Origin of the sequence: Streptomyces sp. DI166 (genome assembly GCF_900091315.1) — a bacterium.
Lineage (GTDB): Bacteria > Actinomycetota > Actinomycetes > Streptomycetales > Streptomycetaceae > Streptomyces > Streptomyces fuscus.
Genome location: NZ_FLSP01000003.1, coordinates 167,836 through 184,841, shown reverse-complemented (window position 1 = coordinate 184,841; position 17,006 = coordinate 167,836). Strand labels below are relative to the sequence as shown.

Here is a 17,006-nt window from a genome sequence, read left to right as displayed (position 1 = left end):
CGTTGAGCATCAGCTCGACCGACATCAGGACCAGGATCGCGTTGCGGCGGGCGAGGACGCCGTACAGGCCCGTGCAGAACAGGAGGGCGGAGAGCACGGCGGGGTAGGCGAGGTGCATCAGCGGGCGCCTTCCTTGTCGGCACCGGCGGCTCCCGGGCCACGGTCGGCGGGGCCGCCGGTCGCGGGCGCGGCGTCGGCCTTCGCCTTGCGGGACAGGACGATCGCGCCGACCAGGGCGGCGAGGAGGAGGACGGAGAGGGCCTCGAAGGGGAGGACCCAGTTCTGGAAGAGGGCCTGGCCGGTGACGTCGGTGGAGCCGGACGGGGCGCCGTCGAGGTCGATCCAGGTGGTGCGGAAGGCGTCGACGACGACCCAGACCAGGGCAGCGGCGGCGACGACGGCCACGCCAAGGGCGACCCAGCGGTTGCCGGAGTCGGCGTCCGGGGAGCGGCCGATGGGGGCGCGGGTGAGCATCAGACCGAACAGCAGGAGGACGACGACGGAACCGACGTAGATGAGGACCTGCACCCAGGCAATGAACTCGGCGGTGAGCAGGAGGTACTCGACGGCGAGGCCGCCGAGGGCGACCACCAGCCACAGGGCGGCGTGGACGAGCTGCCGGGTGGTGACGGTGATCAGGGCCGCGCCGAGGGTGACCAGGCCGACGAGGAGGAAGGCGATCTCGACGCCGGTCGGGGAGAGGAAGCCGTGGGTGTCTGCGGCAAGGGCGGCGAGGGTCACTCCTCTCCCTCCTTGGCTTCGGCCTGGGCGGCGGCGAGCTTCTCCGCCGTCTTGCGGGCCGCGGCGATCTCCTTGGGCTCCTCGGCGGCGGGGTCCAGGGCGGGCGGCGCGGGCACGGTCCACATCCACTCGCGGAGCTTGTCGCGCTCGTGGGTGAGGTCGCGGATGTCGGTCTCGGCGTACTCGAACTCCGGGGACCAGAACAGGGCGTCGAAAGGACAGACCTCGATGCAGATACCGCAGTACATGCACAGGGAGAAGTCGATGGCGAAGCGGTCGAGCACGTTGCGGCTGCGCTCGCGTCCGCCGGGGGTCGCCGCCGGGATCGTCTCCTTGTGGGAGTCGATGTAGATGCACCAGTCGGGGCACTCCCGGGCGCACAGCATGCAGACCGTGCAGTTCTCCTCGAACAGGCCGATCACACCGCGGGTGCGGGGCGGGAGGTCGGGCTGGGTGTCGGGGTACTGCTTGGTGACCGACTTGCGCGTCATGGTGCGGAGGGTGACGGCCAGGCCCTTGGCGAGGCCGCTGCCGGGGATGGGGGCCATGGTTACTCGATCACCACCTTGACGATGCCGGTGAGGGCGATCTGGGCGAGGGCGAGGGGCACGAGGAGGGTCCAGGAGAGCTTCTGGAGCTGGTCCTCGCGCAGCCGGGGGTAGGTGACACGGAGCCAGATCACGATGAAGGCGAGGACGGCCGTCTTCAGCAGCGTCCACACCCAGCCGAGGCCGTCGGCGCCCCAGGGGCCGTGCCAGCCGCCGAGGAAGAGGACGGTGGTCAGACCGCACAGGACGACGATTCCGGCGTACTCGGCGAGCAGGAACAGGGCGAAGCGCAGGCCCGTGTACTCGGTGTACGCGCCGAAGATGATCTCCGAGTCGGCGACCGGCATGTCGAAGGGCGGGCGCTGGAGTTCGGCGAGGCCGGCCACGAAGAAGACGATCGCGCCGACGATCTGCCAGGGCAGCCACCACCACTCGAAGGCGTTGAGGATGCCGGGCAGCGAGACCGTGCCCGCCGCCATCGCCACGGAGGCGGCGGCCAGCAGCATCGGGAGTTCGTAGGCGAGGAGCTGGGCGGCGGTGCGCAGGCCGCCGAGGAGGGAGAACTTGTTGGCGGAGGCCCACCCGGCCATCAGCGCGCCGAGGACGCCGACGCCCATGACGGCCAGTACGAAGAAGACGCCCGCGTCGATGACCTCGCCGACGGCGCCCTCCTCGGGGCCGATCGGGATGGCGAGCAGCACGAGGAGGTACGGCAGCAGCGCCACGGCGGGGGCGAGCTGGAAGATACGGCGGTCCGCGCCGGCCGGAACCACGTCCTCCTTCTGCGCGAACTTCACACCGTCGGCGACGAGCTGGGCCCAGCCGTGGAAGCCGCCCGCGTACATGGGGCCGAGGCGGCCCTGCATGTGCGCCATCACCTTGTGCTCGGTCTGGCCGATGAGCAGGGGGAAGGTCAGGAAGACGACGAAGACGACGAGGAGTCGCAGGGTGACGTCGAGCGCGTCGTTCACTGCGGGCCTCCTGCGGGGGTGTCCGGGTCTTCGGGGGCGGGCTGCTGGGCCGGGGCGGGGGCTTCTTCGGCGGGGGCGGGCTTGGCCTGCGGCTCCGGGTCAGCTTCCGGGGCGGGCTCGGTTTTCGCGGGTCCGTCGTCGGCCGGGGGCTGGTCGTCCGGCGACGGCTGGTCGTCCGCCGAGGCCTGGTCGTCCGCCGAGGCCTGGTCGTCCGCCGGAGCCGGCGTGTCCTTCGGAGCCGCCTCGCCCGCCGGGGCCTGCTTGGCCTGCGGCCCCGCGTCAGCCTCCGGTGCGGGCTCGGTCTTCGCGGGCTCGGTCTTCGCGGACCCGTCGTCGGCCGGGCTCGGCGCGTCCTTCGGTGCCGTTTCCGCCTCGGGCGTGGAAGCAGTCTCCGCGGACGCGTCACTCGCCGAGGTCGGCTTGGCCTGCGGCGCCGCCTCTCCCTCAGGTGCGGGCGCGGCCCCCGTAGGCGCGTCGCTCGCCGGAGCCGGCGCGTCCTTCGGCGCCGTTTCGCCCTCGTCGAAGGCCGGGCGGGCGTGGTGCCAGGGGGCGTCCGCGCTGCGCGCGGTCCTGGGCGGGGTGGGGGTCGACGTGCCCTCGGCCGTCGGGGGCTGGGTGCGCTGGGAGGCCGAACCCTCGGTCGCGCTACGGGCGCGGCGCGGGGTCGGGGTCGACGTGTCCCCGGCTGCCGGGGGCTGGGTGCGCTGGGAGGCCGAACCCTCGGTCGCGCTACGGGCACGGCGCGGGGTAGGCGCCGCTGTGCCCTCCGCCGTCGTGCCCTCCGCCGCCGGCGGCTCGGTCCGTTGGGAAGCCGAACCCTCACCCGCGCTGCGGGCCCGTCGCGGCGTCGCGGTTGCCGCCTGCTGGCTTGCCGAGCCCTCCGAGACGGACCGGGCGCGCCGTACCGGGCGCTCCCCCGCCGCCGCGCCTGCCGCGCCTGCCGCGGCTCGGCGGGCCGGGCGGGCCGGGGCGGCCGGGAGCTGGCCCTTCAGGGGACCCCACTCGTTCGGGTCGGGTACGCCGGGCGGGAGCATCTGGCGGCGCTTGGGGCCGCCGTGGTCGGACTCGCCGGGTTCCTTGGCGCCGGGCCAGGCCTTGGCGACGCGGGCGGCGAGGACGAAGTCCTTGCGCAGGGGGTGGCCCTCGAAGGTCTCGGGGAGGAGGAGGTGGTCCAGCCCCGGGTGGCCCTCGAAGGTGACGCCGAACATCTCGTGGGTCTCGCGTTCGTGCCAGGCCGCGCCCGCGTACACGGTGACCGCGGACGGAAGGACCGCCGACTCGTGCGGGACCGTCGTGCGCAGCAGCAGACGGCGTACGGGAGACAGGGCGGCGACGTGGGCGGCGACCCGGAACCCCGTGCCGGGTTCGTCGACCGCGCTCAGCCAGTCGAAGAAGGTGCAGCCCAGCTCGTCACGGGCGGTACGGAGGGCGGAGGTCCAGCTCGTCGGCGGTACGTCGACGGTCAGGACCTCGTAGGACTCCTCGGCCGTGGCCTCCGTACCGAAGAGTTCCTCCACGGGGGCGGGCAGCCAGCCGACAGCGCTCATCGCTCGTCCCCCTCGGTCGGAACCGGGGCCGCGACCAGCCCGCTCTGCAGCGCCGCCGCCGAGGGCCGCGCCGTCCCGTACCGCTCCCCCAGCGACTCCCGGGCGATCTTCTCCTGGAGCTTCAGGATGCCCTGGAGCAGCGCCTCGGGGCGGGGCGGGCAGCCGGGGACGTACACGTCCACCGGGATGATCTGGTCGACGCCCTTGGTGACCGAGTACGAGTCCCAGTACGGGCCGCCGCAGTTGCTGCACGCGCCAAAGGAGATGACGTACTTCGGCTCGGGCATCTGCTCGTACAGCCGCTTGACCGCGGGCGCCATCTTGTCGGTGACCGTGCCGGAGACGACCATCAGGTCGGCCTGGCGCGGGCCGGGCGCGAAGGGGATCACGCCGAGGCGGATGAAGTCGTGGCGGGCCATGGACGCCGCGATGAACTCGATCGCGCAGCAGGCGAGGCCGAAGTTGAAGACCCAGAGCGAGTAGCGGCGGCCCCAGTTGAGGACCACTTTCATCGGCTCGGGTGCCAGGCGGGCGAGCGCGCCGAGCCGCTTGGGCTCCGGCAGCGGCACCGGCTCGGACGAGGCGGGGGTCACGTCCATGCCAGGACGCCCTTCTTGTATGCGTACAGCAGACCGACGGCAAGGAAGCCGAGGAAGATGAACATCTCGACGAGGGTGGTGGCCCCGTAGCCGGGCGCGGCGAAGACCGTCGCCCAGGGGAACAGGAAGATCGAGTCGACCGCGAAGATGACGTACAGGAAGGCGTAGACGTAATAACGGACCTGGGTGTGCGCCCAGCCCTCGCCGACGGGGTCGACTCCGCACTCGTACGTCAGCAGTTTCTCGGGCGTCGGGACCACGGGCCGCAGCAGGCGACCGGCCCCGAAGGCGACCGCGACGAACAGCACGCCGACCACGGCGAGCAGTCCGACGACCGAGTAGGACTGGAAGTACTCCGCCGAGACGACGACACCCTTGTCCGCCGCGACGACGACGGTCGTTTCCGGCACGTCCGTCCCTCGCTCCCTGACCTCAGTGAACACAGCCGTTCGACGATCTAGTACGCACGGGAGTCTAGGCCCTGTTAAAGCGAGCGTAAGCAGCCCGTCACAGCTTCGTGTGCGGCAGTGGGGTTTTCCCCAGGGGAGCTGGGCGGTCCGCCTCATGGCGCGAGCGCCGCTCGACCGGCACGCTAGCCCATATGACCGAACGCCAGCCGTCTTCCCACCGCGCCACGAGAGCCGCCGGAGCCGCCCCCTACGACGAGGAGGAGCCGCTGCCGCCGGCCCGTTTCGCCTACGACCGGCACACCTGGAAGGAGATCCTGCACCTCCTGCTGAATCTCCCGGTGTCGCTGTTCGGCTTCACCTATGTCGTGACCCTGCTGTCGGTCGGCGCGGGGTTGACGGTGACGGTGGTCGGCTTCCCGCTGCTGGCGCTCGGGCTGATGGGCGCGCGGCAGCTCGGCAAGCTGGAGCGCAGGCGGGCCCGGCGGCTGCTCGGGGTGCGGGTGGACGAGCCGAGCCCGCTCAGGCTGCGGGGCAGCCGGAACGGCTTCTTCCCACAGTTGTGGCTGCTGCTGAAGGACCCGGTGGGCTGGCGGACGGTGCTGTACGAGTTCATCCGGCTGCCCTGGGGCATCCTCACCTTCACCGTGACGCTGGCCTCGCTGTTCGTGCTGTGGCCGGTGCTGCCGTTCCTCGCGCGGGGCATGGCGAACCTGGACCGGGCGATGGTGCGGGGCCTGCTGTCGCCGTCGGACGACCTGGAGCGCCGGATCGCCGAACTGGAGTCCGACCGCGGGGTCGTGGTCGACACGGCGGCGGCCGATCTGCGGCGCATCGAGCGGGATCTGCACGACGGCGCGCAGGCCCGGCTGGTCAATCTGGCGATGGGGCTCGGTCTGGCCAAGGAGAAGCTGCTGGAGGACCCCGAGTACGCGGCGGCGATGGTCGAGGAGGCGCACGGCGAGGTGAAGCTGGCCCTCCAGGAGCTGCGGGACCTGGCGCGCGGCATCCACCCGGCGGTGCTGACCGACCGCGGCCTGGACGCCGCGCTCTCCTCGGTCGCCTCCCGCTGCACGGTCCCGGTGAAGGTGACCGTGGACCTGGACGAGCGGCCGGCCGCGGCGATCGAGGGCATCGCCTACTTCACGGTCTCCGAGTTGCTGCAGAACGTCAGCAAGCACAGCATGGCCCGCTCGGCGTCGGTGGACGTGTGGCGGGCGAACGACCGGCTGCTGCTCCAGGTGTGGGACGACGGCCGCGGCGGGGCCCGGCTGGACGGCGGTACGGGGATGCAGGGGCTCGCCGAGCGGCTGGGCGCGGTGGACGGGCTGTTCGTCATCGACTCCCCGGAGGGCGGGCCGACCACGGTCACGGCCGAGTTGCCCTGGCGGGACCGGGTTCCGGAGCGGGGGTAGGCCCGCGGCGGGGGCCGGACGGGAGCCGGGGGGTAGGGAAAACCCCCCTTTGAAGACGCCGATGGCCTCCATGGTCCGCGGACCTGCGGCGCAGGAGGGTGGAGGTACGCACTCAGGTACCACGCAGGTACGCGCACAGGTACGCGCACAAGTACGCACACCCCGGACGCACGGAAGAGAAACGGACGACGCCGATGGCCATGGAGTACGGGCAGGGTTACGGACTCGATGTCCCCGAGAGGCACCGGCTGCCCGCCGGACTGCGGGCGCCTTTCGAGGCGCGGCACTGGCGGGAGCTGATCTACGTTCTGATCGGCCTGCCGATCAGCATCGTGCTCTTCACCTACTCGGTCACCATGGTCTCCCTGGGCGCCGGTCTGCTGGTGACCTTCCTCGGCATCCCGGTCATGGCGGCGGGCCTGGCCGGCTGCCGCGGTTTCGGGGCACTGGAGCGGGCACGCGCGCGTGGGCTGCTGGACCTGGAGGTCGCCGACCCCGAGCCGCTGCGCATCCGCAAGCAGGGCTTCCTGGCCTGGATGGGCGCGGTCCTCAAGAGCGGCGCCTCCTGGCGCGCCCTGCTGTACTCGGTGCTGCACCTGCCGTGGGCGACGTTCTCCTTCACCGTCGCGGTGACCTTCTGGTCGATCGGCTGGGGCCTGCTGACGTACCCGCTGTGGTTCTGGCTGTTCCCGCTGTACGGCGGACAGGACGGCATGCAGCTCTACGGCGACGAGACACACAGCGTCTACCTCGACAACGCGTTCGAGATCACGGTGACGGCGCTGGTGGGGCTGCTCTTCACGCTGGCCACGCCGTGGATCGTGCGGGCGCTGACGACGGTCGACCGGCTGCTGGTGCACGGGCTGCTGGGTCCGTCGCGGCTGGCGACGCGGGTGGTGGAACTGGAGTCGGACCGCGGGGTCGTGGTCGACACGGCGGCGGCCGATCTGCGGCGCATCGAGCGCGACCTGCACGACGGCGCGCAGGCCCGCCTGGTGGCGCTGGCGATGGATCTGGGCCTGGCGAAGGAGAAGCTCGCGGAGGACCCGCAGGCCGCGGCCCGGATGGTGGACGAGGCCCACGGCGAGGTGAAGATCGCCCTTCAGGAGCTGCGGGACCTGGCCCGCGGGATCCATCCCGCGGTGCTGACCGACCGCGGCCTGGACGCCGCGCTCTCCTCGGTCGCCTCCCGCTGCACGGTCCCGGTGGAGGTGCAGGTCGACCTGGACGAGCGGCCGGTGCCGGCGATCGAGGGGATCGCCTACTTCACCGTCTCCGAGCTGCTGCAGAACATCAGCAAGCACTCTCGGGCCACCTGGGCGGCCGTGGACGTGTGGCGGGTGGAGAACCGGCTGATGCTCCAGGTCGTCGACAACGGCGTCGGCGGCGCCGACACCACCGCGGGCTCGGGTCTGGCCGGGCTCACCGAACGGCTCGACGCGGTCGACGGGATCCTGGTGGTGGACTCCCCCGTCGGCGGCCCGACCCGGATCACCGCGGAGCTGCCCTGGCGCACGGTGTGACACCGCGGCGCTCCTGATCCCGTTCGCGTCCGCCTCCGCGTCCGCCTCCGGTGTCCCCCGCACCGGGGGCGGGCCCGTATCCGAAGTCCGACCCCTCGTGTCCAAATCCCGACCCTGCTCGCGGGAGCGCGCGGCAGGTTATCCACAGGCCCGCCGCGATCCGGCATATCGCGGAATACTGAGGCCGTGGAACGAGGTCGGGCGACATCCGGCCGGACGCAACAGGGCTCGGGGGGCCGAAAGTCGTGGAGGACAGGGTGCGGGTGGTCATCGCCGAGGACTCAGTGCTGCTCAGGGAGGGCCTGACCCGGTTGCTGACCGACCGCGGGCACGAGGTCGTGGCCGGGGTGGGCGACGGGGAAGCACTGATCAAGACCATCACGGAACTGGACGCGCAGGGCTCGCTGCCGGACGTCGTGGTCGCGGACGTACGGATGCCGCCCACGCACACGGACGAGGGCGTGCGGGCGGCCGTGCAGTTGCGCAAGGCACATCCGGGACTCGGGGTGCTCGTCCTGTCACAGTACGTGGAGGAAAGGTACGCCACCGAACTTCTGGCCGGTTCCAGCCGCGGGGTGGGTTACCTGCTCAAGGACCGGGTGGCCGAGGTCCGGGAGTTCGTGGACGCGGTAGTGCGGGTGGCCCAGGGCGGCACGGCCCTGGACCCCGAAGTGGTCGCACAGCTGCTCGGGCGCAGCCGCAAGCAGGACGTCCTCGCGGGACTGACCCCGCGGGAGCGGGAGGTGCTGGGGCTGATGGCGGAGGGGCGCACCAATTCCGCCATCGCGCGTCAGCTGGTGGTTAGCGACGGAGCCGTGGAGAAGCACGTCAGCAACATTTTCCTCAAGCTCGGGCTGTCCCAGAGTGACGGGGATCACCGTCGCGTTCTGGCGGTCCTGACCTACCTGAACTCTTGACGGCCTGACACCGTGTCAACAAAAGGCGGCCGACCTCCACGGGGCCGGAGAACCGCACAGGGAGTGGGGAGCGTCTTGCAGAGAAGCGCCGGGGGGCGTGTAAATCATGACAAGTCAGGGTGGCGAACCGTCTCATAACCGTGTCCATCATGCGAATGGCCCGGGGAAGGCGACCCTTGCGGACGTAGGGTTGATCCTGTGGGAGGGCCTGTGGGAGGGCCCCTCCCCGACAGCCGCCTCTAGGGAGGTCCAGTTCAGTGACCAGCCAGGTCAGTAGCCCAGCGGAGCAGGCCGACGAAGCAGTAGTGGGAGAGCAGCGCAATCCGGCGACGGCGAAGGGCGTGCGCCGGCTGGACCGGGTGATCATCCGGTTCGCGGGGGATTCCGGTGACGGTATGCAGCTCACCGGTGACCGGTTCACCTCGGAGACGGCGTCGTTCGGCAACGACCTGTCGACGCTGCCGAACTTCCCCGCCGAGATCCGCGCTCCCGCCGGGACCCTGCCTGGTGTCTCCTCCTTCCAGCTGCACTTCGCCGACCACGACATCCTCACGCCGGGCGACGCGCCGAACGTGCTGGTGGCGATGAACCCGGCGGCCCTGAAGGCGAACGTGGGCGACCTGCCGCGCGGCGCGGAGATCATCGTCAACACGGACGAGTTCACACGCCGGGCCATGCAGAAGGTGGGCTACGAGTCCTCGCCACTGGAGGACGGCTCGCTGGACGGCTACCACCTGCATCCGGTGCCGCTGACCACGCTGACGGTGGAGGCGCTCAAGGAGTTCGACCTCTCCCGCAAGGAGGCCGAGCGCAGCAAGAACATGTTCGCGCTGGGCCTGCTGTCGTGGATGTACCACCGGCCCACCGAGGGTACCGAGAAGTTCCTGAAGTCGAAGTTCGCCAAGAAGCCCGAGATCGCGGCGGCGAACATCGCGGCGTTCCGCGCGGGCTGGAACTTCGGTGAGACGACGGAGGACTTCGCGGTTTCCTACGAGGTGGCCCCGGCGGCGAAGGCCTTCCCCGTCGGCACCTACCGCAACATCTCCGGCAACCTCGCCCTGTCCTACGGGCTGGTCGCGGCGTCCCGGCAGGCGGACCTGCCCCTCTTCCTGGGCTCGTACCCGATCACCCCGGCCTCCGACATCCTGCACGAGCTGTCGAAGCACAAGAACTTCGGTGTGCGGACCTTCCAGGCGGAGGACGAGATCGCCGGGATCGGGGCGGCGCTGGGGGCGGCGTTCGGCGGTTCGCTGGCGGTGACGACGACGTCCGGGCCCGGCGTGGCGCTGAAGAGCGAGACGATCGGCCTGGCGGTGTCGCTGGAGCTGCCGCTGCTGGTGGTGGACATCCAGCGCGGCGGCCCGTCGACCGGTCTGCCGACCAAGACGGAGCAGGCGGACCTGCTCCAGGCGATGTACGGCCGCAACGGCGAGGCGCCGGTGCCGATCGTCGCCCCGTGCACCCCGGCCGACTGCTTCGACGCGGCCCTCGAAGCCGCGCGGATCGCGCTGACGTACCGCACGCCGGTGTTCCTGCTCTCCGACGGCTACCTGGCCAACGGCTCGGAGCCGTGGCGGATTCCGGAGCTGGACGAACTCCCGGATCTGCGGGTGCAGTTCGCGCAGGGCCCGAACCATACGACGGAGGACGGCACCGAGGTCTTCTGGCCGTACAAGCGGGATCCGCTGACGCTGGCCCGGCCGTGGGCGATCCCGGGCACGCCGGGGCTCGAACACCGCATCGGCGGCATCGAGAAGCAGGACGGCACGGGCAACATCTCCTACGACCCGGCCAACCACGACTTCATGGTGCGGACCCGGCAGGCGAAGATCGACGGCATCGACGTGCCGGACGTGGAGGTCGACGACCCGCACGGTGCGAGCACGCTGGTGCTGGGCTGGGGCTCGACCTACGGCCCGATCACCGCGGCCGTGCGCCGGCTGCGCAACGCGGGCAGGCCGATCGCGCAGGCGCACCTGCGTCATCTCAACCCGTTCCCGAAGAACCTCGGCGAGGTACTCAAGCGCTACGACCGGGTCGTGGTCCCCGAGATGAACCTCGGGCAGCTCGCCACGCTCATCCGGGCGAAGTACCTGGTGGACGCCCACTCGTACAACCAGGTCAACGGAATGCCGTTCAAGGCCGAACAGCTCGCAACGGCTCTGAAGGAGGCCATCGATGGCTGAGACGTCCAGGGAAGGCACGGGCACGATCGAGGCGCTCTCGCTCGTCCCCAAGGCCGAGGCCAGGCAGTCCATGAAGGACTTCAAGTCCGATCAGGAAGTGCGCTGGTGCCCCGGCTGCGGTGACTACGCGATCCTCGCCGCCGTGCAGGGCTTCATGCCCGAACTCGGCCTGGCACGCGAGAACATCGTCTTCGTCTCGGGCATCGGCTGCTCCTCGCGCTTCCCGTACTACATGAACACGTACGGCATGCACTCCATCCACGGGCGCGCCCCCGCCATCGCGACGGGGCTGGCGACCTCGCGCCGGGATCTGTCGGTGTGGGTGGTGACCGGTGACGGCGACGCGCTGTCCATCGGCGGCAACCACCTCATCCACGCCCTGCGTCGGAACGTGAACCTGAAGATCCTGCTGTTCAACAACCGGATCTACGGTCTGACGAAGGGCCAGTACAGCCCGACCTCCGAGCTGGGCAAGATCACCAAGTCGACGCCGATGGGCTCGCTGGACGCGCCCTTCAACCCGGTGTCGCTGGCGATCGGCGCGGAGGCGTCCTTCGTGGCGCGGACCGTGGACTCCGACCGCAAGCACCTCACGGAGGTGCTGCGTCAGGCGGCCGCCCACCCCGGCACCGCGCTGGTGGAGATCTACCAGAACTGCAACATCTTCAACGACGGTGCCTTCGAGGTCCTCAAGGACAAGCAGCAGGCCGAGGAGGCGGTCATCCGCCTGCAGCACGGCGAGCCGATCCGCTTCGGCACCGACGGCGGGCGGGGCGTCGTACGGGACCGGGCGACCGGTGATCTGAAGGTGGTCGAGGTGACGCCGGAGAACGAGGCCGACATCCTCGTGCACGACGCGCACGCGGACTCCCCCACCACGGCGTTCGCGCTGTCCCGGCTGGCCGACCCCGACACCCTGCACCACACGCCGATCGGCGTCTTCCGCAGCGTCGAACGGCCCGTCTACGACACCCAGATGAGCGACCAGCTGGAAACGGCGGTCGAGCAGTACGGCAAGGGCGACCTCGCCGCGCTGCTGGCCGGGGGCGACACCTGGACCGTGGTCGGCTGAACCGCGGCGGACAGAACGAGGGCCCGGGTGCGGCAAGCACCCGGGCCCCTCTGTCTTACGCGTCGGGGATGTCCTTCTTGGCCCGGATCAGGGTCTCCCGGCTGATGATCACGATGCGCTCGTAGTCGGCGCGTGCGGCGTCCGCCGGAAGCAGGCCGTCCAGTTCCTCGGTGGCCTCCGTGCCGATGACGGCAAAGTCGCCGTTGCTCAGCTCGAAGACATCCGGGCAGGTCTCCCCCGTACCGCAGCCGCGCAGGCGAGGCGGGTCGCCGAGCCGACGAGTGATCCGAATCGGCAGGATTTCGCGACGCACCTCAGCGGTCCCCTCTCGGGGCCGCGCGCCCCGCATCTCAAGGGGGCACCGTCCGCGGACGGTGCCCCCTTGGGTTCACAGTGCCCCGGATCTTACACGCGATTGTGACGCCTTTCACATACCCGCTGGTCTAGGGCTGCGGCGGTGGCGGTGGGGACTCCAGGCCCACGACCCACCACTCGTCCCGGTCGTCGCGGAGGTCTTCCAGGATCGCGTCGACCGCTTGGCCCACCTTCGCCTCCAGGGACTCCTCGGGCAGGGTTTTGCGGTGTTCCAGGGTCGCCGACCAGTACTCCGCGAACAGGTCGTTGTGGCACATGATGCGCAGTCGGCTCAGGAGTTCGTCCCAGGTGCACCCGTCGACGCGATAGGTCAGCAGCAGGACACCGTACTCCCGGTTGGCGAACAGCATCTGACGGCGCTTCACTTCCGTGAGCCCGCGCAGGGTGCTCATGGCAGCCGCCAGGGTGGGGTCGTCGATCGCCCGGTCCAGCTGCTCCACGAGCAAACGGTGGTGCTGAATCAGATTCGCCCGGCGAAGTTCCTCAGCCACGGCGGAGAGTTGGCGGCTGCATTCCACAAGAAGCTGCTCCTGACGGCGGTGACGACCACCAGGAGCAAAAGGAGTCCGCATCCAACCAAGCCCCACCGCCAGTGCAGAACCGATCCGCCTGGCGGCCGGGGTCAGTGTGGCCATGTCAAAGTTACCCCCAGATTCCGGTGGCCGTGCGCAGCACTTGGCGCAGGAGTCGGCCGACACACAGTGGGCGAAACCTCCCCGCCCCTCAGACTGCCCTGCTCGGCAAATCGGTATGGGAGGCGGAGAGGGGGCGCATGGGGGGACGTGCCCGGTTCGTCGGCCGTCGTCCTGCCTCGTATGTGCCCCGCAGGCGCCGTCGACATTCACCGGACGGTGTTCGAACCGGAGCGTCAGCCCAGTTGAGAGGCACCCCTCCGCGCGTCGTACGCCGCCCGAGCCTCCCGTACCGCCCCCATTCGCCTACTTGTCCACTCCGCCAGTCCGCGTACCTGTTCCGCCGCCTCGCGGCCGAGGTCGGTCAGGGAGTAGTCGACACGGGGCGGGATGACCGGCTGGGCCTCGCGGTGGACCATGCCGTCGCGTTCCAGGGTCTGGAGGGTCTGGGTCAGCATCTTCTCGCTGACCGGGCGGATCTCGCCGATGGCGCGGCGCAGCTCACTGAAGCGGTGGGGCCGGTCCAGGAGTTTGATCAGGACGAGCACGCCCCAGCGGCTGGTGACGTGCTCCAGTACCAGCCGGTACGGGCACATCGTCTCGGCTTCCGGCCCGGTCGCGCTTCCCATCATGCCGGTACCTTACTTCAAAGTGGGTACTTTCCAATAGTTAGCGCTCCTTCTAGGGTCGATCGCAGACCACCCCACAAGGAGCCTTTTATGAGCATCGTCGTCACCGGAGCCACCGGACACCTCGGCCGCCACGTCGTGGAGCAGCTGCTGGAGAAGGTCCCGGCCGACCAGGTCACCGCCGTCGTGCGCACCCCCGAGAAGGCCGCCGGCCTCGCCGAACGCGGCGTACGGATCGCGGTCGCCGACTACAACGCGCCCGAGACCTTCGACGGCCTGTTCACGGCCGGCGACAAGGTGCTGCTGATCTCCGGCAACGAGTTCGACAAGGGCCGGGTCGCCCAGCACACGGTGGTGATCGAGGCCGCGAAGGCCGCCGGAGTCGCCCTGCTCGCCTACACCAGCGCCCCGGGCAGCCTCACCGCCGCGCTCGCCGACGACCACCGCGGCACCGAGGAGGTGCTTACCGGCTCCGGAGTGCCGTACGTGCTGCTGCGCAACGCCTGGTACCACGAGAACTACACCGAGAACCTCGCTCCCGTGCTGGAGCACAACGCCGTGGTGGCCGCGGTCGGCGAGGGCCGTATCTCCTCCGCCTCGCGCGCCGACTACGCCGCCGCCGCGGTCGCGGTCCTGACCGGCGAGGGGCACGAGAACAAGACGTACGAGCTGGGCGGCGACGAGGCCTGGAGCATGGCCGAGTACGCGGCCGAGCTGAGCCGGCAGACCGGCCGGGAGATCGCCTACAACGCCGTGACCGGCGAGGTCATGAAGGGCATCCTCACCGGCTCCGGGCTGCCCGAGCCGCTCGCCGAGCTCCTGGTCGGCGTCGACGCCTCCATAGCCAAGGGCGAGCTGGTGATCTCCTCCGGCGACTTGTCCCGCCTCACGGGCCGTCCGACCACGCCGCTCGCGGAGGCCGTCGCGGTCGCGCTCAAGGGCTGACCTGGGCCTTCCCGGCTGTCATGACCGTATGGCGATACGGGCATGACAGCCGGGGGTCTTCGGCGCTACCTTCTTCCAGGCGAGTACGACCAGAAGGAGGGCCCGTGAGCGGCAAGCCGAGGGGTGAGCGGCACATAGGACTGCTGAACGGCTTCGCGGCTTACGGCATGTGGGGCCTCGTTCCGCTGTTCTGGCCGCTGCTGGAGCCCGCCGGAGCGGTGGAGATCCTGGCCCACCGGATGGCCTGGTCGCTGGTCTTCGTCGCCGTGGCCCTGCTGGTCGTACGCCGCTGGGCGTGGGCCGGTGAACTGCTGCGCCAGCCGCGCAGGCTGGGCCTGGTCGCCGTCGCCGCGGGCGTCATCACCGTCAACTGGGGCGTCTACATCTGGTCCGTGAACTCCGGCCACGTGGTCGAGGCCTCGCTCGGGTACTTCATCAACCCGTTGGTCACCATCGCCATGGGCGTGCTGATCCTCAAGGAGCGGCTGCGGCCCGTGCAGTGGGTGGCGGTGGGCGTGGCCTGCGCCGCCGTCGTGGTGCTGACCATCGGCTACGGCCGCCCGCCGTGGATCTCCCTGGTGCTCGCCTTCTCCTTCGCCACCTACGGTCTGGTGAAGAAGAAGGTCAACCTCGGCGGCGTCGAGTCGCTGGCCGCCGAGACCGCCATCCAGTTCCTGCCCGCGCTCGGCTATCTGCTGTGGCTGACCGCGCGGGGCGACTCCACCTTCACCACCGAGGGCCCGGGACACGCCGCGCTCCTCGCGGCCACCGGCATCGTCACAGCGCTGCCCCTGGTCTGCTTCGGCGCGGCCGCCATCCGCGTGCCGCTGTCCACCCTGGGCCTGCTGCAATACCTGGCGCCGGTCTTCCAGTTCCTGCTCGGTGTCCTCTACTTCCGCGAGGCGATGCCGCCCGAGCGCTGGGCCGGCTTCGCGCTGGTCTGGCTGGCGCTGACGCTGCTGACCGCCGACGCCTGGCGTGCCGCGCGCCGCTCCGCCCTCGCGCTGCGGGCCGAGACCAGCAGGCCGAGCGTCACCATCACCACCGGCACCACCAGCGCCGTACGGAACGCCGACAGTGTGGCCTCGGGGCCCGACCCGGTGGACGCCAGGCCGTAGACAGCGGTCACCGCGGATATCCCGATCGCCGCGCCGAACTGGGTCGAGGTGGTCAGCAGCCCGCTCGCCAGCCCCTGCTCCTCCCCGGCGACACCATCGGTCGCCGCGATCGTCAGCGGCCCGTAGGCCAGCGCGAACGCGGCGCCCGAGACGAACAGCGTCGGCAGCATGACGAGATACGGCCAGTCCATGCCGACCGGCAGGAACAGGGCGTAGGCGACCACGGCGAGCGCGAAGCCGCCGACGATCACCCGGGCGTTGCCCCACTTGGCGACCAGCCGCGGGGTGAGGGTCGGCGCCAGGACGGCGTCGCAGCCCATGACGATCAGGGCGAGCGCGGTCTGGAACGAGGACCAGCCGCGCAGTTCCTGCAAGTACAGCGTCACCACGAACTGGAAGCCGAAGAAGGCGCCGAGGAAGAGCAGCGCGCCGAGGTCGGCCCGCACGACCGGTCCCACGCGCAGGATGCCCAGCCGGACCAGCGGATCGGCGGTCCGCCGTTCGACGAGCACGAACCCGGTGCCGAGCAGCGCCGCCGCGACCGCCGCCGCCGAGGTGAGCGGCCAGCCGTCCAGACCGTGCTCCAGGCGTACGACGGCGTAGGCGGCCAGCAGCATGGCGCTCGCGGCGAGAAACGCGCCGGGCAGGTCGAACCCGCGCCCGCGCTCACGCGGCCCGTCCTGCCGGGGCACCAGTCGCACCGCCGCGAACAGCAGGAGCGCGGTCAGCAGCACGGGCGCGAAGAACACCCACCGCCAGTGCAGCTCGGTGAGCAGTCCGCCGGCCACCAGGCCGAAGGAGAAGCCGCCCGCGCCCGTGCCGGCGAAGACCAGCAGGGCCTTGTTGCGCCGCGGGCCCTCCTCGTAGGACGTGGTGATCAGCGACATCGCGGCCGGGGTCATGAAGGCTGCGGCGACGCCGGTGACGAATCGGGCGAGGACCAGCATCCAGCCCTCGGTGGCCAGTCCGCCGAGCCCGGAGAAGCCCAGGAAGACAGTGAGCCAGAGCAGGAGCATCCGGCGCCGGCCGAGCAGATCGGCCGACCGTCCGCCGAGCAGGGTGAATCCGGCGTACCCGAGCACGTACCCGCTCATGACCCAGGCCGCGGTTCCGGTGGCGAGCCCCAGATCGGCCCTGATCGACGGGATCGCGACGGCCATCATCGCGACGTCGATGCCCTCAAGGAAGATCGTTCCGCAGAGGACCAGCAACAGCGCCCAGGCGCGGGTGCCCATGAGCACACTCCAGGGACAGAGGGGTGGTCACGCGATCGGGCCGACCTCCCTCCAACGGGATACTTACGAGCCTGCCAGGGATGGCGGGTCCTGGACAGGGTCCCTGACACCGCTGGGCGCGTACAGGACAGAATCTGTCCTACTCG

General features: G+C 70.7%; 17 protein-coding genes and 1 pseudogene. 7 read left to right on the top strand and 11 right to left on the bottom strand.

Annotation, left to right across the window (positions count from 1 at the left end):
* The 7 genes from GA0115233_RS03020 to GA0115233_RS02990 form a co-directional block, all read right to left on the bottom strand.
* Positions 1 to 118, bottom strand: a 118-nt coding sequence (locus GA0115233_RS03020) for an NADH-quinone oxidoreductase subunit NuoK (protein ID WP_176711623.1), incomplete at its 3' end; no start/stop codon positions are given.
* Positions 118 to 741 (bottom strand): NADH-quinone oxidoreductase subunit J family protein, encoded by a 624-nt coding sequence (locus tag GA0115233_RS03015; RefSeq protein ID WP_093718460.1) that lies wholly within the window; start codon positions 739 to 741, stop codon positions 118 to 120. The genes GA0115233_RS03015 and GA0115233_RS03020, both read right to left, overlap by 1 nt.
* A complete protein-coding gene (locus GA0115233_RS03010; RefSeq protein WP_093718459.1) occupies positions 738 to 1,289 on the bottom strand; it encodes a NuoI/complex I 23 kDa subunit family protein in 552 nt (183 codons plus the stop codon). Before GA0115233_RS03010 ends, GA0115233_RS03015 begins: the two co-directional genes overlap by 4 nt.
* Before the next feature lie 2 nt (positions 1,290 to 1,291).
* The gene (locus GA0115233_RS03005) at positions 1,292 to 2,260 is read right to left on the bottom strand and encodes a complex I subunit 1/NuoH family protein (RefSeq protein ID WP_093718458.1); all 969 of its coding nucleotides are present in this window, start codon (positions 2,258 to 2,260) and stop codon (positions 1,292 to 1,294) included.
* Positions 2,257 to 3,807 (bottom strand): NADH-quinone oxidoreductase subunit C, encoded by a 1,551-nt coding sequence (locus GA0115233_RS03000; RefSeq protein ID WP_093718457.1) that lies wholly within the window; start codon positions 3,805 to 3,807, stop codon positions 2,257 to 2,259. The genes GA0115233_RS03005 and GA0115233_RS03000 overlap by 4 nt, the downstream gene beginning before the upstream one ends.
* Positions 3,804 to 4,406 (bottom strand): NADH-quinone oxidoreductase subunit B, encoded by a 603-nt coding sequence (locus GA0115233_RS02995; RefSeq protein WP_093718456.1) that lies wholly within the window; start codon positions 4,404 to 4,406, stop codon positions 3,804 to 3,806. The genes GA0115233_RS03000 and GA0115233_RS02995 overlap by 4 nt, the downstream gene beginning before the upstream one ends.
* Positions 4,397 to 4,816 carry an NADH-quinone oxidoreductase subunit A gene (locus GA0115233_RS02990; RefSeq protein ID WP_093718455.1) on the bottom strand — a complete coding sequence of 140 codons (420 nt, stop codon included), beginning with the start codon at positions 4,814 to 4,816 and terminating at the stop codon, positions 4,397 to 4,399. The genes GA0115233_RS02995 and GA0115233_RS02990 overlap by 10 nt, the downstream gene beginning before the upstream one ends.
* 191 nt (positions 4,817 to 5,007) lie before the next feature.
* Between GA0115233_RS02990 and GA0115233_RS02985 the strand changes: the two genes are divergently transcribed.
* The 5 genes from GA0115233_RS02985 to GA0115233_RS02965 all read left to right on the top strand — a co-directional run bounded on the left by GA0115233_RS02985 (position 5,008) and on the right by GA0115233_RS02965 (position 11,926).
* Complete coding sequence (locus GA0115233_RS02985; protein ID WP_093718454.1) at positions 5,008 to 6,228, top strand: sensor histidine kinase; 1,221 nt, start codon at positions 5,008 to 5,010, stop codon at positions 6,226 to 6,228.
* A 194-nt stretch (positions 6,229 to 6,422) separates the two neighbouring features.
* Positions 6,423 to 7,751, top strand: a complete 1,329-nt coding sequence (locus tag GA0115233_RS02980) for a sensor histidine kinase (RefSeq protein WP_093718453.1) — start codon at positions 6,423 to 6,425, stop codon at positions 7,749 to 7,751.
* A gap of 257 nt (positions 7,752 to 8,008) precedes the next feature.
* A complete protein-coding gene (locus GA0115233_RS02975) occupies positions 8,009 to 8,668 on the top strand; it encodes a response regulator transcription factor (RefSeq protein ID WP_285435592.1) in 660 nt (219 codons plus the stop codon).
* Positions 8,669 to 8,925: 257 nt separating this feature from the next.
* Positions 8,926 to 10,854 (top strand): 2-oxoacid:acceptor oxidoreductase subunit alpha, encoded by a 1,929-nt coding sequence (locus GA0115233_RS02970; protein WP_093718451.1) that lies wholly within the window; start codon positions 8,926 to 8,928, stop codon positions 10,852 to 10,854.
* Positions 10,847 to 11,926 (top strand): 2-oxoacid:ferredoxin oxidoreductase subunit beta, encoded by a 1,080-nt coding sequence (locus GA0115233_RS02965; RefSeq protein WP_093718450.1) that lies wholly within the window; start codon positions 10,847 to 10,849, stop codon positions 11,924 to 11,926. Before GA0115233_RS02970 ends, GA0115233_RS02965 begins: the two co-directional genes overlap by 8 nt.
* 55 nt (positions 11,927 to 11,981) lie before the next feature.
* Here the strand turns inward: GA0115233_RS02965 and GA0115233_RS02960 are convergent, their stop codons facing one another.
* The 3 genes from GA0115233_RS02960 to GA0115233_RS02950 form a co-directional block, all read right to left on the bottom strand.
* The gene (locus GA0115233_RS02960; protein ID WP_093718472.1) at positions 11,982 to 12,218 is read right to left on the bottom strand and encodes a hypothetical protein; all 237 of its coding nucleotides are present in this window, start codon (positions 12,216 to 12,218) and stop codon (positions 11,982 to 11,984) included.
* Positions 12,219 to 12,369: 151 nt separating this feature from the next.
* Positions 12,370 to 12,873 carry a DUF6082 family protein gene (locus GA0115233_RS02955; RefSeq protein ID WP_255310029.1) on the bottom strand — a complete coding sequence of 168 codons (504 nt, stop codon included), beginning with the start codon at positions 12,871 to 12,873 and terminating at the stop codon, positions 12,370 to 12,372.
* A 296-nt stretch (positions 12,874 to 13,169) separates the two neighbouring features.
* A complete protein-coding gene (locus GA0115233_RS02950) occupies positions 13,170 to 13,565 on the bottom strand; it encodes a winged helix-turn-helix transcriptional regulator (RefSeq protein ID WP_093718448.1) in 396 nt (131 codons plus the stop codon).
* A gap of 87 nt (positions 13,566 to 13,652) precedes the next feature.
* Between GA0115233_RS02950 and GA0115233_RS02945 the strand changes: the two genes are divergently transcribed.
* A complete protein-coding gene (locus GA0115233_RS02945; protein ID WP_093718447.1) occupies positions 13,653 to 14,507 on the top strand; it encodes an SDR family oxidoreductase in 855 nt (284 codons plus the stop codon).
* A 104-nt stretch (positions 14,508 to 14,611) separates the two neighbouring features.
* Complete coding sequence (gene rarD, locus GA0115233_RS02940; RefSeq protein WP_093718446.1) at positions 14,612 to 15,625, top strand: EamA family transporter RarD; 1,014 nt, start codon at positions 14,612 to 14,614, stop codon at positions 15,623 to 15,625.
* Here the strand turns inward: rarD and GA0115233_RS02935 are convergent.
* Positions 15,520 to 16,860 (bottom strand): annotated as a pseudogene (locus GA0115233_RS02935) (MFS transporter); the annotation flags it as partial. The gene rarD and the pseudogene GA0115233_RS02935 sit on opposite strands and share 106 nt — an antisense overlap.
* Positions 16,861 to 17,006: the final 146 nt, after the last annotated feature.

Bases quoted from the DNA above. Each gene is read 5' to 3' on its own strand.
- GA0115233_RS02950 (WP_093718448.1), bottom strand. From the start codon at position 13,565: ATGATGGGAAGCGCGACCGGGCCGGAAGCCGAGACGATGTGCCCGTAC.
- GA0115233_RS03000 (WP_093718457.1), bottom strand. From the start codon at position 3,807: ATGAGCGCTGTCGGCTGGCTGCCCGCCCCCGTGGAGGAACTCTTCGGT.
- GA0115233_RS02980 (WP_093718453.1), top strand. From the start codon at position 6,423: ATGGCCATGGAGTACGGGCAGGGTTACGGACTCGATGTCCCCGAGAGG.
- GA0115233_RS02995 (WP_093718456.1), bottom strand. From the start codon at position 4,406: ATGGACGTGACCCCCGCCTCGTCCGAGCCGGTGCCGCTGCCGGAGCCC.
- GA0115233_RS03010 (WP_093718459.1), bottom strand. From the start codon at position 1,289: ATGGCCCCCATCCCCGGCAGCGGCCTCGCCAAGGGCCTGGCCGTCACC.
- GA0115233_RS02985 (WP_093718454.1), top strand. From the start codon at position 5,008: ATGACCGAACGCCAGCCGTCTTCCCACCGCGCCACGAGAGCCGCCGGA.
- GA0115233_RS02965 (WP_093718450.1), top strand. From the start codon at position 10,847: ATGGCTGAGACGTCCAGGGAAGGCACGGGCACGATCGAGGCGCTCTCG.
- GA0115233_RS02955 (WP_255310029.1), bottom strand. From the start codon at position 12,873: ATGCGGACTCCTTTTGCTCCTGGTGGTCGTCACCGCCGTCAGGAGCAG.
- GA0115233_RS02945 (WP_093718447.1), top strand. From the start codon at position 13,653: ATGAGCATCGTCGTCACCGGAGCCACCGGACACCTCGGCCGCCACGTC.